Source organism: Oricola thermophila (assembly GCF_013358405.1).
Lineage (GTDB): Bacteria > Pseudomonadota > Alphaproteobacteria > Rhizobiales > Rhizobiaceae > Oricola > Oricola thermophila.
Window position 1 is genome coordinate 3799826 of record NZ_CP054836.1, and the last position, 12675, is coordinate 3812500.

16 protein-coding genes and 1 tRNA gene (1 of these 17 running past the window's edge) are annotated in these 12675 nt (G+C 66.5%); 10 read left to right on the forward strand and 7 right to left on the reverse strand.

What is annotated here, in order from left to right:
* Positions 1-2: 2 nt before the first annotated feature.
* Positions 3-287 (forward strand): hypothetical protein, encoded by a 285-nt coding sequence (locus HTY61_RS18375; protein ID WP_175278170.1) that lies wholly within the window; start codon positions 3-5, stop codon positions 285-287.
* Between the two features lie 9 nt (positions 288-296).
* Here the strand turns inward: HTY61_RS18375 and HTY61_RS18380 are convergent, their stop codons facing one another.
* Together HTY61_RS18380 and HTY61_RS18385 are read right to left on the reverse strand one after the other, a co-directional pair.
* Positions 297-1553, reverse strand: coding sequence for a site-specific integrase (locus HTY61_RS18380; RefSeq protein ID WP_175278171.1), 1257 nt, complete (start codon positions 1551-1553; stop codon positions 297-299).
* A 204-nt stretch (positions 1554-1757) separates the two neighbouring features.
* A tRNA-Leu gene (locus HTY61_RS18385) sits at positions 1758-1842 on the reverse strand.
* 140 nt (positions 1843-1982) lie between these two features.
* Between HTY61_RS18385 and HTY61_RS18390 the strand changes: the two genes are divergently transcribed.
* Both HTY61_RS18390 and HTY61_RS18395 read left to right on the forward strand, forming a co-directional pair.
* Positions 1983-2636, forward strand: a complete 654-nt coding sequence (locus HTY61_RS18390) for an exopolysaccharide biosynthesis protein (RefSeq protein ID WP_246272854.1) — start codon at positions 1983-1985, stop codon at positions 2634-2636.
* Between the two features lie 80 nt (positions 2637-2716).
* Entirely contained in the window at positions 2717-3229 is a 513-nt protein-coding gene (locus tag HTY61_RS18395) for a disulfide bond formation protein B (RefSeq protein ID WP_175278172.1), read from the forward strand.
* 36 nt (positions 3230-3265) lie between these two features.
* On the opposite strand, the gene HTY61_RS18400 is transcribed toward HTY61_RS18395, so the two are convergent.
* Positions 3266-3823, reverse strand: a complete 558-nt coding sequence (locus HTY61_RS18400) for an HNH endonuclease (protein WP_175278173.1) — start codon at positions 3821-3823, stop codon at positions 3266-3268.
* Between the two features lie 133 nt (positions 3824-3956).
* Positions 3957-4643 (reverse strand): DNA-3-methyladenine glycosylase family protein, encoded by a 687-nt coding sequence (locus tag HTY61_RS18405; RefSeq protein WP_175278174.1) that lies wholly within the window; start codon positions 4641-4643, stop codon positions 3957-3959.
* Positions 4644-4658: 15 nt separating this feature from the next.
* On the opposite strand from HTY61_RS18405, the gene gluQRS reads away from it, so the two are divergent.
* Complete coding sequence (gene gluQRS, locus HTY61_RS18410) at positions 4659-5549, forward strand: tRNA glutamyl-Q(34) synthetase GluQRS (RefSeq protein ID WP_175278175.1); 891 nt, start codon at positions 4659-4661, stop codon at positions 5547-5549.
* Between the two features lie 27 nt (positions 5550-5576).
* Here the strand turns inward: gluQRS and HTY61_RS18415 are convergent, their stop codons facing one another.
* Both HTY61_RS18415 and HTY61_RS18420 read right to left on the reverse strand, forming a co-directional pair.
* A complete protein-coding gene (locus tag HTY61_RS18415; RefSeq protein ID WP_175278176.1) occupies positions 5577-5870 on the reverse strand; it encodes a hypothetical protein in 294 nt (97 codons plus the stop codon).
* A 91-nt stretch (positions 5871-5961) separates the two neighbouring features.
* Positions 5962-6858, reverse strand: a complete 897-nt coding sequence (locus HTY61_RS18420; RefSeq protein ID WP_175278177.1) for a YihY/virulence factor BrkB family protein — start codon at positions 6856-6858, stop codon at positions 5962-5964.
* A 77-nt stretch (positions 6859-6935) separates the two neighbouring features.
* On the opposite strand from HTY61_RS18420, the gene HTY61_RS18425 reads away from it, so the two are divergent.
* The 6 genes from HTY61_RS18425 (at position 6936) to HTY61_RS18450 (ending at position 11325) form a co-directional block, all read left to right on the forward strand.
* Positions 6936-7772, forward strand: a complete 837-nt coding sequence (locus tag HTY61_RS18425) for an SDR family NAD(P)-dependent oxidoreductase (protein WP_175278178.1) — start codon at positions 6936-6938, stop codon at positions 7770-7772.
* A gap of 42 nt (positions 7773-7814) precedes the next feature.
* Positions 7815-8018, forward strand: a complete 204-nt coding sequence (locus tag HTY61_RS18430; protein ID WP_175278179.1) for a twin transmembrane helix small protein — start codon at positions 7815-7817, stop codon at positions 8016-8018.
* Positions 8019-8027: 9 nt separating this feature from the next.
* Positions 8028-8609: a cob(I)yrinic acid a,c-diamide adenosyltransferase gene (locus tag HTY61_RS18435; RefSeq protein ID WP_175278180.1), complete on the forward strand. Its 582-nt coding sequence runs from the start codon at positions 8028-8030 to the stop codon at positions 8607-8609.
* 33 nt (positions 8610-8642) lie between these two features.
* Entirely contained in the window at positions 8643-9422 is a 780-nt protein-coding gene (locus HTY61_RS18440) for a rhomboid family intramembrane serine protease (RefSeq protein WP_175278181.1), read from the forward strand.
* 201 nt (positions 9423-9623) lie between these two features.
* Positions 9624-10373 carry an electron transfer flavoprotein subunit beta/FixA family protein gene (locus HTY61_RS18445; RefSeq protein WP_175278182.1) on the forward strand — a complete coding sequence of 250 codons (750 nt, stop codon included), beginning with the start codon at positions 9624-9626 and terminating at the stop codon, positions 10371-10373.
* A gap of 22 nt (positions 10374-10395) precedes the next feature.
* The gene (locus tag HTY61_RS18450; RefSeq protein ID WP_175278183.1) at positions 10396-11325 is read left to right on the forward strand and encodes an electron transfer flavoprotein subunit alpha/FixB family protein; all 930 of its coding nucleotides are present in this window, start codon (positions 10396-10398) and stop codon (positions 11323-11325) included.
* Positions 11326-11396: 71 nt separating this feature from the next.
* On the opposite strand, the gene HTY61_RS18455 is transcribed toward HTY61_RS18450, so the two are convergent.
* Positions 11397-12675 carry the 3' portion of a M23 family metallopeptidase gene (locus HTY61_RS18455; protein ID WP_175278184.1) on the reverse strand. The gene runs 692 nt beyond the window's last position, so the window shows 1279 of its 1971 coding nt (coding positions 693-1971); the start codon falls outside the window, past its right edge; the stop codon is at positions 11397-11399.

A 12675-nucleotide genomic window follows, 5' to 3' on the forward strand; every position in this document is an offset into this window, starting at 1 on the left:
ATATGCGTCAACTCGACATCCTTGCCGGCCTTGATACGCCGGAACCCCGTCCGGCCCGTCGCGCCGAGTCTTCGCTGCGCGACTACACAATCGACGAATGGGCGGCGCGCAAGCGCGAGATATCCGAATTCGTAGAGGAAATGCGACCGACGGCCCTTGAGCCCTTCGCGCGGCTTCTGGATCCGCGCGACTACTCGATCATGATAACATTGCGGGACATGGGGCATTTCATGCAATGCCCGGAAACCGGCCGATGGTTTTGCCCGTCCCTGACAAGGCGCGGCTGACGGGCCGGGCTACAGCGCCACCTTCCGAACTGCCTCGACTGCCCATGTCAGCGCGTCGCTGTAGCCGTATTTCGGCCGGCTGATCGCGTGCCCCATGAGGTAGCGCCGCAGTTCCTCGTCGACATTCGCCAGCTTCAGGCGCGCCTCGAACGCATGGCGCATTGAATAGAGCGTGTGCCGGTCGCTTTCCATCAAGCCGTGATCGCGAAAATACTTGTTGACCGCCGCCGACAGGTTGTCCCGGTCGCGATAGCGCGGGAAGCCGCCGGCCGCCTTGGCCTCCCGCAACGCCTCGAGGGATACGCCGACGAGCGGGATGCGTCGCGCCGTTGCCCTTGCCTTCAGTTCCCGGTTTTCGGTCTCGCGAATATCGACATGGGGAATGTCGGCGTCGAGGACGATTGCATCGGGCTCGAGATTGATGATCTCCGACGGCCGCGCGCCCGTGTTTATCAGCGCAAGCACCGCCCGGCGGGCGTCGTCATTCATGGCGTCGAGCGCGCCCGGCGCGAGGATACGCTGCCGGATCCACGCCTCGGAAAAGGCCGGTCGCGTCCGCACGATGCGATCATTGAAGCGCATGCCGCGAAACGGGTTCGGAACGTCGCGGCCGACATAGGCGAAATATTCGCCGAGAAGCGAGCGCATCGTGTCCAGATCCTTGTTGCCCGCCGAGGCCGACAGCGGCCGGACCTTCGGATCGTCGGGCGCAATACGGCCGAGCCACCATTCATGGAACTTGCGCGCCTCGTCACGGCCAATCTTCTCGATCGGAATGTCTCCGACGACGCGCTTGAAATTCTCTATTCCGCGCCGCTTCAGTTGCCGCCATTTCGTGCGCTGCAGATCGGATTTGCGCGCCAGGTCTGCGCGCCGGATCACGTTTTCGAACACGTCGAAGGCATCGTCGATCGAGGTTTCCGCCTCGCCGGCCGCGCCAAAAACGGCGGCGCCCGTTAGCCTGTCGGGAGAGGCGGCCGCCACGCGAATCCGCGATATCAGTTCCTCGACGCTTGCCGACGCCGCCAGGTCGGCCACCGACCGATATTCGATCCGCAGCGAGAGTGCGCGCTCGATCGCCCGTGCATGGATATCGCCGCCGACGTCGCCGGACGCGATGCGTTGCCATTGCTCGTCGTCGGCCGCCTCCATCGCGTCGCGCCGGGCGCGCGCCTCGGCAAGATCGGCCGTTTTGAGCGACCGCCGGATCGTGCCCGGATAATCGGGATAGACCCTCCGCAACGCCGAAAGTGCATGACCGGGCACGCGCCGGACATAGCGAAATCCGCCGTCGGATCGCTTTTGTAGATACCTGTCAGGGGATTTTTCCCGCCTCATGAGGGCGGTTTGTTGCCCGTTTTGTTGCCCGAAATCAAGCGATTTCGCGGGCACCGGAAATGCGAAGCTTCCGGTTCGTCAAATATTCCTATTTAAAAACAATATGTTATGGTGTTAACGATAATGGAAAGCTGGTGCCTCTGGCCGGAGTCGAACCGGCACTCCTTGCGGAACTCGATTTTGAGTCGAGCGCGTCTACCAATTCCGCCACAGAGGCAACGCCGAACGGGTGCGAGCTTTATTGGCGCGGCCGGTTCGCGTCAAGGCGAAAGGCGCCGGACCGCACGCCCGGCATTTCATTCGCGCCGCTTTCGGGTTATCGCGCTACTACGAAGCGGACAGCCAAGGGGACAGGCCGTGACAGACCATGACGAGATGGCGATGAAGGCCGCGCCGCGCGGGGCGCTTGCCAAGATCGAACAGATCCTGAAGCAGGCGGACAGCGACGACAATGGCGACATCAGCCTCGGCGCGCTGTCCGACGCCATGGAGGAGCGCGCCTTCGGCCTGCTGATGCTGCTGCTGGCGCTGCCCTGCTGCCTGCCCTTCGTCTATCTGCTGCCGCAGATCGTCGCCCTGCCGATGGTCTTCCTCGCCGCGCAGATGGCGCAGGGGCGGCGCGCGCCGTGGCTGCCGGAAACGCTGCGCAGGCGGAGAATGCCCGTGAAGGGGTTGCTCGAGGTGACTGCGCGCACGAAGCGCTATGCCGGCTGGCTGGAGCGGCTGGCGCATCCGCGGCTGGCCGGGCTGACCGGCGATGGCGGGCTGAGGGTGCTTGGCGCGGTGCTGATCGTGCCCTGCCTGTCGATCCTCCTGCCCCTTCCGCTGACCAACACCGTGCCGGGTATCGGCGTGGCCATCGCGGCGGCCGGGGTGATCGAGCGCGACGGCATATTCGTCGTGCTGGGCGTTCTCATCGGGCTCCTCTGGGTGCTGATGCTCGCGATCGGCGGGCCGGCGCTGCTCTACTTCCTGATCGAGTGGCTGAAAATGCGGTTTGCCGCCGGTTAGAAAAAATTTCGTGCCGGCGGTTTGTCGAGGCGCTGGAGCTGCGCTAGGTGAGCCGCATTCGCATCATCCGGAGTTTCCCCATGAGCCAGACAGCAACATCCCGCCTCCAGCTGGTTTCGGCCCTGTTCCTCGCCTTCGCCATGGCCGCGGTCGTCGGCACGGCGCTGGGCTTCGAGCATCTCGGCGGCTTCATCCCGTGCAAGCTGTGCCTGGAAGAGCGCGTGCCTTACTATGCAGGGGTTCCGGCGGCGCTGCTGGCGGCGGCGGGCGCGGCGCTCGGCTGGCGGGGATGCATGACGCGCGGCATGCTGGCGATCGTCGCCCTGCTGATGACCTACGGCGTCATCCTCGCCACCTACCACGCGGGCGCGGAATGGCACTGGTGGGCAGGGCCCAACGATTGCGGCGCCGCGGCAACCTCCGGGATCACCACCGATGCGGGCGGCCTGCTGGGCGCGCTCGACTCGGTGACGCCGCCCTCCTGCGACGAGGCGGCGGGGCGCTTCCTCGGACTGTCGTTTGCGGGGTGGAATGTGCTGGCGAGCCTGACGCTGGCGGCCGTCGCCTGGAAGGCGGTGCTGGCGCGGGACTGAGGCCGCCCCCACAAACAACAAAGCCGGAGATCCCGATCAGGGCTCCAGCTCGACATCCCAGTAGAGATAATCCATCCAGCTTTCGTGCAGGTGGTTGGGCGGAAAACTTCGCCCGTTGTTGTGCAGGTCGTGAACCGTGGGATGGTAGGGCGCCTGGAAGGGTTTCATGCCCGCCTCGTCGGGCATCTTGCCGCCCTTCCTCAGATTGCAGGGCGAGCAGGCCGTGACGATATTGTCCCACGTCGTCTGCCCGCCGAAACGACGCGGGACCAGGTGGTCGAAGGTGAGATCCTCCGTCGAACCGCAATACTGGCACTGGAACTTGTCGCGCAGGAAGACATTGAAGCGGGTGAAGGCCGGATAGGTGGCCGGCTTCACATAATCCTTGAGGCTGACGACGCTCGGAATCTTCATCGCGAAGGAGGGCGAGGAGACCTCGTGGTCGTATTCGGCGACGATGTTCACGCGGTCAAGAAAAACCGCCTTGATCGCGTCCTGCCAGGACCATAGCGACAAGGGATAGTAGCTCAGCGGGCGGTAGTCCGCATTCAGCACGAGTGCCGGAAGACTGTCCGGCGAAACCGCGATCGTCAAGGTTCACCTCTTCGCTTCACGATTTGACTTTCCGTCTTATAGTAAGCGCGATGTGACATCATTGTGAAGCGCTGCGTTTTAATATGACGCCTGAAAAAACATTCCGCATTTTCAAGTATTTGGACGTGAATTATCAGCGGGGTGCTGCGGCATGTCCGCGCCTTTCGGCGTAGAAGGCCCAGAAAAGGCGGGCCGCAACGCCCCGCCAGGGCGCCCATGATTCGGCCATTTCGCGCAGCTGGCGGGCGGCCGGGCGGCGCGGCAGGGCGAAGGCGTCCGCCACGGCCGCCTGCAGCGCGACATCGCCGGCGGGAAAGATGTCCGGATGGCCGGCGGCGAAGAGGAGCCAGACCTCCGCCGTCCACGGGCCGATGCCGTGGATGGCGGTCATGGCGGCCAGCGCCGCTTCGCCGTCGACCCGGCTCAGCGCCTCAAGGTCGAGACGGCCTTCCAGCATGGCCTCGCTGACCGCGACGAGGGTGCGCTGCTTCGGCCGCGACAGGCCGGCCTCGCGCCAGGCCGCCTCGCCCCCGGCGAGGAAGGCGGCCGGCTCCAGCGGATCGACCAGGGCGACGAGGCGCCCCCAGATGGCGTCGGCGCTCTGCCGCGAGACCTGCTGGGCGACGACGATGGAGGCGAGGCCGGCAAAGCCCGGGGCGGAGCGGCGCAGCGGCACCTCGCCCGCGGACTCGATCACGGGACCGAGGCGCGGATCGGCCTCGCGCAGCCAGGCAAGGCCGCGCGCGATGTCGCCGGGCGTCTCGATGGGGCCTGCCGGTTGCGCGGCGCCGTCCGGCCTTCTACCTGTATCGCGATTCATCCGATGAGCGTTTCCATGACCGACAGCCAGGCCGTCTTCCGTTTCGCCCCCAGTCCGAACGGGGCGCTGCATCTCGGTCACGCCTATTCGGCGATCGTCAATTTCGAGCTGGCGCGCGAGACCGGCGGAAGGTTCCTGCTGCGCATGGAGGATATCGACACCGAGCGATGTTCGCCAGAGCTGGAGCGGGGCATCCTGGAGGATCTCGAGTGGCTCGGCATCGAGTGGGACGGGCCGGTCAGGCGGCAATCGGAGCATTTCGACGACTACCGCGCTGCGCTGGAGGCGCTGGAGGCGGAGGGGCTGGTCTACCGGTCGTGGCTGAGCCGGTCGGAAATCCGCCGGCTGGTCGAGGCCAGGGAGGAGGAGCTGGGCTCATGGCCGCGCGATCCCGACGGCGCGCCGCTCTTTCCCGGCAGCCGCGACGAGACCGGCGACCCGGCGGAACCGCACCTGCTGCGCCTCGACATGGAACAGGCGATCGCGCGGATCGGCATGCCGCAATACTGGCAGGAGGGCGGCGCCGGCCCCGGCGGGGAGACCGGGCCGGTGGAAGCCGACCCGGCGGCCTGGGGCGACGTGGTGCTGGCGCGGCGCGACACGCCGACGAGCTACCATCTTTCCGTGGTGATCGACGATGCGCTGCAGGGCGTGACCCACGTCGTGCGCGGGCGCGATCTTTTCCATTCCACATCGGTGCACGTGGTGCTGCAGGAACTGCTCGGCCTGCCGCGACCGAACTATGTGCATCACGACCTGGTGCTGGGCGACGACGGAAGGAAACTGTCGAAGAGCAGGCGCGACACCAGCCTGAGATCGCTGCGCGAGGCCGGCTTCACGCCGGGAGACATCAGGAGGACGATCGGACTGGCCGACCGGGGATCCGCCACGCGCCCGGCGGGTTGACCGCGGGCGCGTGGCGCGCGTTGCCGCTCAGTAGCCGAAGCGGTTTGCCAGCGATTTCAGTACCGCGAGGAACGCGAGGCATGAGAATGCCCCGCTGACGCCCACGACCGCCTGCGAGGTGGTCGAATAGGCCGGAAGATGCAGGTACTCCGTCGCATAGAGGCCAAGGAAGGAGCCGGCGATCAGTATGACCATGTTCGGGACCGTGCCGAAGCCGTCCGGTCCCATCACCCCGTCCATGGCCGCTGCAATGAAATACGCGCCCGCCGCGATCGCGAGACCGAGGACGAGCAGCGAAACGGTATCCATGCTGGTCAGCATGTTAACCTCCACCCAATTGCTGCGTTCACGTTTCGTAAATAAATGGACGAGGTGTTAAACGGCGCTTAGCCGGATCGCTAAAATTGCAGCATTAACGTTGATTCCCGCCTAACCCCTCCCCGGGACCATCCGGCGGGCGGGAAATGAAGGATCGGGCCTCGCGGAAGCGGATGATCGCGGCGTTGATCTCGGCGCCGAGAATGAAGATCGCGGCGATGATGTAGAGGAAGACCAGAGCGATCATGATCGAGGCGAGGCCGGCATAGGTCGTCACATAGGCGGCGAAGCTCTCCAGATAGGTGGCGAAAAGCATGGCGCCGAGCACCCAGGCGACGATCGTCAGGGCGATGCCGGGGACCAGCGAGGCGAAGCTGCGCCTTCCGTCGGGAAGCCACTTGTGGGCGACGAACAGGCCCGCGACGAGAACGAAAAGCGCGATCGCGAACCGCCAGAAGGCGATCGAAAGGGACAGCGTCTCCAGGCCGGGCACCCATTTCTCGGCAATGCGGTAGGCGAGGGGGGCGAGGACGAGCAGGAAGCTGATCGCCATGAAGCCGAAGGTCGCGATGACCACGAAGACGAGGCTCTGGACGCGGATGCGGATCAGCGAGCGGCTCTCCTCCACACGGTAGGCGCGGTTGAGCGCGACGCGCAGCGCCTCCACGCCGTTGGAGGCGAAGAAGGCCGCCGCGGCGACCGATATGGTCAGCAGGCCGCCGCGCTGCACGGTGAGAACGTTCATGACCTCGCGGGCGATCGGCTCGGCGATGCGCTCCGGCCACGTGTCGAAGACAAGATGGACGGCGGTGTCGGCGAAACGCTCGGCACCGAGAAAGCCGGCCAGGGTGGTGGCGAAGATCAGGAACGGAAAGATCGCCAGCAGCGTGGACAGGGCGACATGGCTGGCCAGCGCCCAGCCGTCGGTCGCGTTGAAGTGGCCGAATGCGTCGCGGAGGATCCGCTTCGCGATCACGTATTGTCTCAGCATGCGGTCAGCCGGCGCGTTGCCTTGTGAATCGGAATATGGGAAAGCCCTCCTGGAAAAGAGATTCGCGCCGGACCAGAATGACACACAATCCTTCCGTTCTCATCACGGGATGTTCCAGCGGAATCGGCCGTCATTGCGCCCTGCGGCTGCGCGACGACGGATACCGCGTCTTCGCGACCGCGCGCAAGCCGGAGGACCTGGGACGGCTCCGCGACGAGGGCATGGCGGCCGCGCTCCATCTCGACTACCGGGAGCCGGACTCGATCCGCGCGGCCTTCGCGGCCGTGATGGCGGAAACCGGCGGTCGGCTCGACGCGCTGGTCAACAACGGCGCCTACAGCCAGCCCGGCGCGGTGGAAGACCTGCCCACCGACGCGCTGCGCGAGCAGTTCGAGGCGAACTTCTTCGGCTGGCACGAGCTGACGCGGCTGGCGGTGCCGGTCATGCGCGGGCAGGGCGGCGGACGCATCGTGCACGTGTCGTCGATCCTGGGACTCGTCCCGGCGCCGGTCCGCGGCGCCTATGTGGCGTCGAAGCACGCGCTGGAAGGCCTGATGCTGACCGCGCGGATGGAACTCGAGGGAAGCGGGGTCCACATGTCCCTCATCGAGCCGGGGCCGGTGCCATCGAAGATCGCGCAGAACGCCCTGGCCTACGCGCACAAATATATCGACATCGAGGCGAGCGTGCATCGCGCGGCCTACGAGAAGCGGCTGGCCGAGCTGGAGGCCGGCGGCACGCCGGACGACGGCGGCCGGGCGGCCGGATGGGTCTACCGGCGCTTGCGGCACGCGCTGAAGGCGGCTAAGCCAAGACCGCACTACCTCGTGACGCCGCAGGCGCGGCTGGGTGTCGCGGGAAAATGGCTGCTGCCGGCCGGGCTCTTCTACCGGATCGTCGCGGCACGGACCTAGCCCGAGGGACAGCCGGGAAGAGACCCGGCGAAACGGAGAAACATGTCTGGCGCGCTCTTCTACATCGCTCTCGTCATCATGGTGGCCGTGGTCGCCGTGCTGTTCGTCGGCCTGCGCAACCTGATGCGGCAGGGCGATGCCAACTTCTCCAACAAGATGATGCAGCTGCGCGTCTTCCTGCAGTTCATCGCCGTGGTGGTGATCGTGATCGGAATCTATTTCGCGCGCTCGGCCGGCGCCGGCTAGGAGAACGCCATGGTCGTGCTCAACAAGATCTACACCAGGACGGGCGACGACGGCACGACGGCGCTGGGGAGCGGCGAGCGGCGCCCCAAGCACGACCTGCGCGTCGCCGCCTACGGGACTGTCGACGAGGCCAATGCCTGTATCGGCATGGCGCGCGTGCACACGGGCACCGCGCATCCGGAGATCGATGCCATGCTGGCGCGCATCCAGAACGACCTGTTCGATCTCGGCGCGGACCTCGCCACCCCGGAAACGGACCAGCCGCCCGCGCACGAGCCGCTGCGGATCACGGCGGGCCAGGTCGAGCGGCTCGAGGCCGACATCGACAGGCTCAACGCGAATCTCTCGCCCCTGCGCTCCTTCGTGCTGCCGGGCGGATCGCCGGCCGCCGCCGCCCTGCATCTCGCGCGAACCGTGTCGCGGCGGGCCGAAAGGCTGATGGTGGAACTGGCGGAGAGGCCGGGCGAGCGCGTCAACCCGGACGCGCTGAAATACGTGAACCGGGTCTCGGACTTCCTGTTCGTCGCGTCGCGGGCGGTCAACGACAACGGTGCCAGGGACGTTCTCTGGGTGCCCGGCGAAAACCGCTGAGCGGCGACCGGGAAGGGGAGGATATATCCGGGCATGTTCATTCCCCTGCATGACGCCAACAGCCTGAAACACATCAAGGCGCAATATGTGACGCTCGCCCTGATCGGCGTGAACGTGGCCGTCTATCTCGCGGTCAATCTCGACCTGGTGTCGGGGGCCTACGAGGCGGCGGTGTTCTCATTCGGCTACATTCCCGCCGTCGTGAACGACATCGTCGAGCTGCCGCCCGGCCGCGTCATCATTCCCGAGGAGCTGTCGCTGGTTTCCTATGCCTTCCTGCACGGCAGCTTCATGCACCTGGCCTCGAACATGCTGTTCCTGTGGGTGTTCGGCGACAATGTCGAGGACGCGCTCGGCCATGTCCGGTTTCTCGTCTTCTACCTGGCCTGCGCCGTGGCCGGGGCGCTGGCGCACGGCTTCCTGGTCCCGGATTCGACGGCTCCGCTGATCGGCGCCTCCGGCGCGATTTCCGGCATCATCGGCGCCTACCTGATCCTGCATCCGAAGGTGCGGATCTGGGTGCTCGCCTTCGGGCGGATCCCGCTGCGCCTGCCGGCGGCGATCCCGCTGCTGCTCTGGATCGCCTTCCAGCTGGCCAACGTCCTCCTGGATGCCGACGACGGCGTTTCATGGGCGGCGCATGTCGGCGGATTCGTCGCCGGCGCGGTGCTCGTCGTCGTCATGCGGCGGCGCGGGGTGCCGCTGTTCGACCGCGACATCGTCCTGCCGAAGGCCGTGGAAATCCGCGAAGGACGGCCCGAAAGGCCGGCGGACGGGGAGGATGCGAAGCCGATGCCCTGGGGGCGCGGTTGAGGGCCGGGCGCCGTCCTCGCTATTGACGCTTACGTATACGTCAATTATTGCATCCGGAAAAATTGACGCGGCGCGGGCTTTCCGGCTTGTCGGACCGCGAATTAAACGGCATTCACCCCCCGACGGGAAATGTCGAGTTTGCGCAAGAAGCGCGATCGCCGTCCGCCTAAGGGTGGGGCAGAGAAATGGGAGACAGCTGCGATGAAGGTATTGGTGCCGGTCAAGCGCGTGATCGACTACAACGTGAAGGTCCGCGTGAAGGCTGACGGTTCGGGCGTCGAACTGGCGAACGTCAAGATGAGCATGAACCCGTTCGACGAGATCGCCGTCGAGGAGGCGATCCGCCTGAAGGAAGCCGGAACGGCGACCGAGATCGTCGCCGTCTCCATCGGCCCGGCACAGGCGCAGGAGACGATCCGCACCGCGCTGGCCATGGGCGCCGACCGCGGCATCCTGGTCAAGACCGACGACATCGTCGAGCCGCTGGCCGTGGCCAAGATCCTCAAGGGCGTGGTCGAGGAGGAGCAGCCGGGGCTGGTCATCCTCGGCAAGCAGGCAATCGACGACGATGCCAACCAGACGGGACAGATGCTGGCCGCGCTGCTCGGCTGGAGCCAGGGCACATTCGCCTCCAAGGTGGAGATCGCCGGCGACGCGGCAAAGGTGACGCGCGAGATCGACGGCGGACTGCAGACGGTCGAGCTGAAGATGCCGGCCATCGTGACCACCGACCTGCGCCTCAACCAGCCGCGCTACGCCTCGCTGCCCAACATCATGAAGGCCAAGAAGAAGCCGCTCGACGAGAAGGCGCCGTCCGACTACGGCGTCGACACCGCGCCACGGCTGAAAGTGCTGAAGACCGAGGAGCCGGAGGGCCGCAAGGCCGGGGTGAAGGTCGCCGATGTCGCCGAGCTGGTCGACAAGCTCAAGAACGAAGCCGGCGTGCTTTAAGGACAGGGATGGGAGAAAGACCATGACGATTCTTCTGATTGCCGAACATGACAACGCAACCCTGTCCGACCAGACCGCCAAGGCCCTGACGGCGGCGAAGGAAATCGGCGGCGACGTGCACGTGCTGGTCGCCGGCAAGGACGCCAAACCCGCGGCCGACGAAGCGGCGAAGCTGGACGGCGTGGCCAAGGTGCTGCTGGCCGACGACGCCGCGCTCGCCGAGCAGCTGGCCGAGCCGATGGCGGCGCTGATCGTGTCGCTCGCCGATGGCTACGACACGCTGATCGCCCCGGCGACGACCAACGGCAAGAACTACATGCCGCGCGTCGCCGCTCTTCTCGACGTGATGCAGGTTTCCGACATCATCGCCGTGGAAGGCGCCGACACGTTCAAGCGGCCGACCTATGCCGGCAACGCGATCCAGACCGTTCAGGCGACCGACGCCAAGAAGGTGATCACCGTGCGCACGGCATCCTTCAACGCGGCGGGCGAGGGCGGCTCCGCACCGGTCGAGACCGTTCCGGCTGCGGCCGATCCGGGCCTGTCGACCTTCGTGGAGAACCGGATCGCCGAAAGCGACCGCCCGGAACTGACCTCGGCGAAGATCATCATCTCCGGCGGCCGCGCGCTCGGCTCGAAGGAGAAGTTCGAGGAGGTGATCCTGCCCGTCGCCGACAAGCTGGGCGCTGCCGTCGGCGCGTCGCGTGCCGCCGTCGATGCAGGCTACGCGCCGAACGACTGGCAGGTGGGCCAGACCGGCAAGGTGGTTGCCCCGGAACTCTACATCGCCTGCGGCATCTCGGGTGCCATCCAGCATCTCGCCGGCATGAAGGACTCCAAGGTCATCGTCGCCATCAACAAGGACGAGGAGGCGCCGATCTTCCAGGTCGCCGACTACGGCCTCGTCGCAGACCTGTTCGACGTCCTGCCCGAACTGGAGAAGGCGCTGTAACGCGCCCTCCGCAACGCAAAAGCCGCCCGCGGAAACGCCGGCGGCTTTTTTTCGTGCCCGGAGGGAAGGGGTCAGCCGTCGGCGCGGGCCACCACGGTGCCGTCGTCCTTGCCGAGCAGGGCGTTGATGCGGTCGCGCTCGCGCTCGAAGGCGGCAAGGTCCTCGCCTTCCAGCACCTTGCCGTTGGGCAGACGCACGCGCATCGGGTCGACCCGCGTGCCGTTGACCTTCATCTCGTAGTGCAGGTGCGGTCCCGTCGACAGGCCGGTCGAGCCGACATAGCCGATGACCTGGCCCTGGCGGACCCTGACGCCGGGCTTGATGCCCTTGGCGAAGGCCGTCTGGTGCGAGTACGAGGTCTCGTAGCCATTGGCATGGCGGATGACGGTCTGCTTGCCGTAGCCGTTCGACCAGCCGGCCTTGACGACCGTGCCGTCGCCCGGCGCGATGATCGGCGTGCCGCGCGGCGCCGCCCAGTCGACGCCCCAGTGCATGCGCGTGTAGCCGAGGATCGGGTGGCGCCGCTTGCCGAAGGGCGAGCGGAACACGCCGTTGGGCACCGGCTTGCGCAGCAGGAACTGGCGGGCGCTGCGGCCCTCCTCGTCGAAATAGTCGACCGTGCCGTCCGAGGCGCGGAAGCGGTAGAAGCTGCGCGTCGTGCCGCCGAAATTCGCCTCGACGAAAAGAAGCTCGCGCTCCTGCTCGGCGGCGGCATCGTCCTCGGGCACCGAGAAGAACAGCTCAAGCCGGTCCGTCGGCCTGACCGGGGAGCGGAAGTCGACATCGGCGGCGACCATGCGCACGATCTGTGCCGCCATCCGCTCCGGCAGGTCGTAGGACAGCACCGAGCGGTAGATCGCGTCATACACGGAGGGCAGGTCGCGACTGACGATCACCGGCGCGGCGTTCTCGCCGCCGCGCGCGGTCATGATGCCCGGATCGACCGGTTCCGGCGCGGGAACGTACTGGCGGCGGTCGTTGAGCGCGATGGTGAGCTGGTGGGTGGAACCGTAATAGACCGATGCGCGGACGATCTCCTCGCGGTCGCCCACATTCTGCAGCCCCAGCCGGATCGCGTAGCCCGGCTTCAGCGTCCTTGTCTTCAGCAGCGTCTCGATGGCCTCGGCCATGGAGGAGGACAGGCCGTAGCCCGTTGCCTCGAGCACGTCGGCGATCTCCTCTCTGGCGTTGACCTCGATCAGGTCCTCCTCGAAGACCGGATGGTCAGCGTCGCCGCCATTCCGGCGCGCGGCCACCGACATGTTCTGCGGAATGATCCGCGCCGGCGCGGCCAGGCCGAGGCCGGCGGCCAGTCCGGGATCGTCGATGCCGAAGCGGAGCGGGTCCACA

What these genes read in the sequence shown, in the direction of transcription:
- HTY61_RS18440 (WP_175278181.1), top strand. Translation starts at nt 8,643, where the DNA reads ATGTTCATTCCCCTGCATGACGCCAACAGCCTGAAACACATCAAGGCG.
- HTY61_RS18395 (WP_175278172.1), top strand. Translation starts at nt 2,717, where the DNA reads ATGAGCCAGACAGCAACATCCCGCCTCCAGCTGGTTTCGGCCCTGTTC.
- HTY61_RS18445 (WP_175278182.1), top strand. Translation starts at nt 9,624, where the DNA reads ATGAAGGTATTGGTGCCGGTCAAGCGCGTGATCGACTACAACGTGAAG.
- HTY61_RS18405 (WP_175278174.1), bottom strand. Translation starts at nt 4,643, where the DNA reads ATGAATCGCGATACAGGTAGAAGGCCGGACGGCGCCGCGCAACCGGCA.
- HTY61_RS18425 (WP_175278178.1), top strand. Translation starts at nt 6,936, where the DNA reads ATGACACACAATCCTTCCGTTCTCATCACGGGATGTTCCAGCGGAATC.
- HTY61_RS18435 (WP_175278180.1), top strand. Translation starts at nt 8,028, where the DNA reads ATGGTCGTGCTCAACAAGATCTACACCAGGACGGGCGACGACGGCACG.
- HTY61_RS18415 (WP_175278176.1), bottom strand. Translation starts at nt 5,870, where the DNA reads ATGCTGACCAGCATGGATACCGTTTCGCTGCTCGTCCTCGGTCTCGCG.
- HTY61_RS18430 (WP_175278179.1), top strand. Translation starts at nt 7,815, where the DNA reads ATGTCTGGCGCGCTCTTCTACATCGCTCTCGTCATCATGGTGGCCGTG.
- gluQRS (WP_175278175.1), top strand. Translation starts at nt 4,659, where the DNA reads ATGACCGACAGCCAGGCCGTCTTCCGTTTCGCCCCCAGTCCGAACGGG.
- HTY61_RS18420 (WP_175278177.1), bottom strand. Translation starts at nt 6,858, where the DNA reads ATGCTGAGACAATACGTGATCGCGAAGCGGATCCTCCGCGACGCATTC.
- HTY61_RS18450 (WP_175278183.1), top strand. Translation starts at nt 10,396, where the DNA reads ATGACGATTCTTCTGATTGCCGAACATGACAACGCAACCCTGTCCGAC.
- HTY61_RS18375 (WP_175278170.1), top strand. Translation starts at nt 3, where the DNA reads ATGCGTCAACTCGACATCCTTGCCGGCCTTGATACGCCGGAACCCCGT.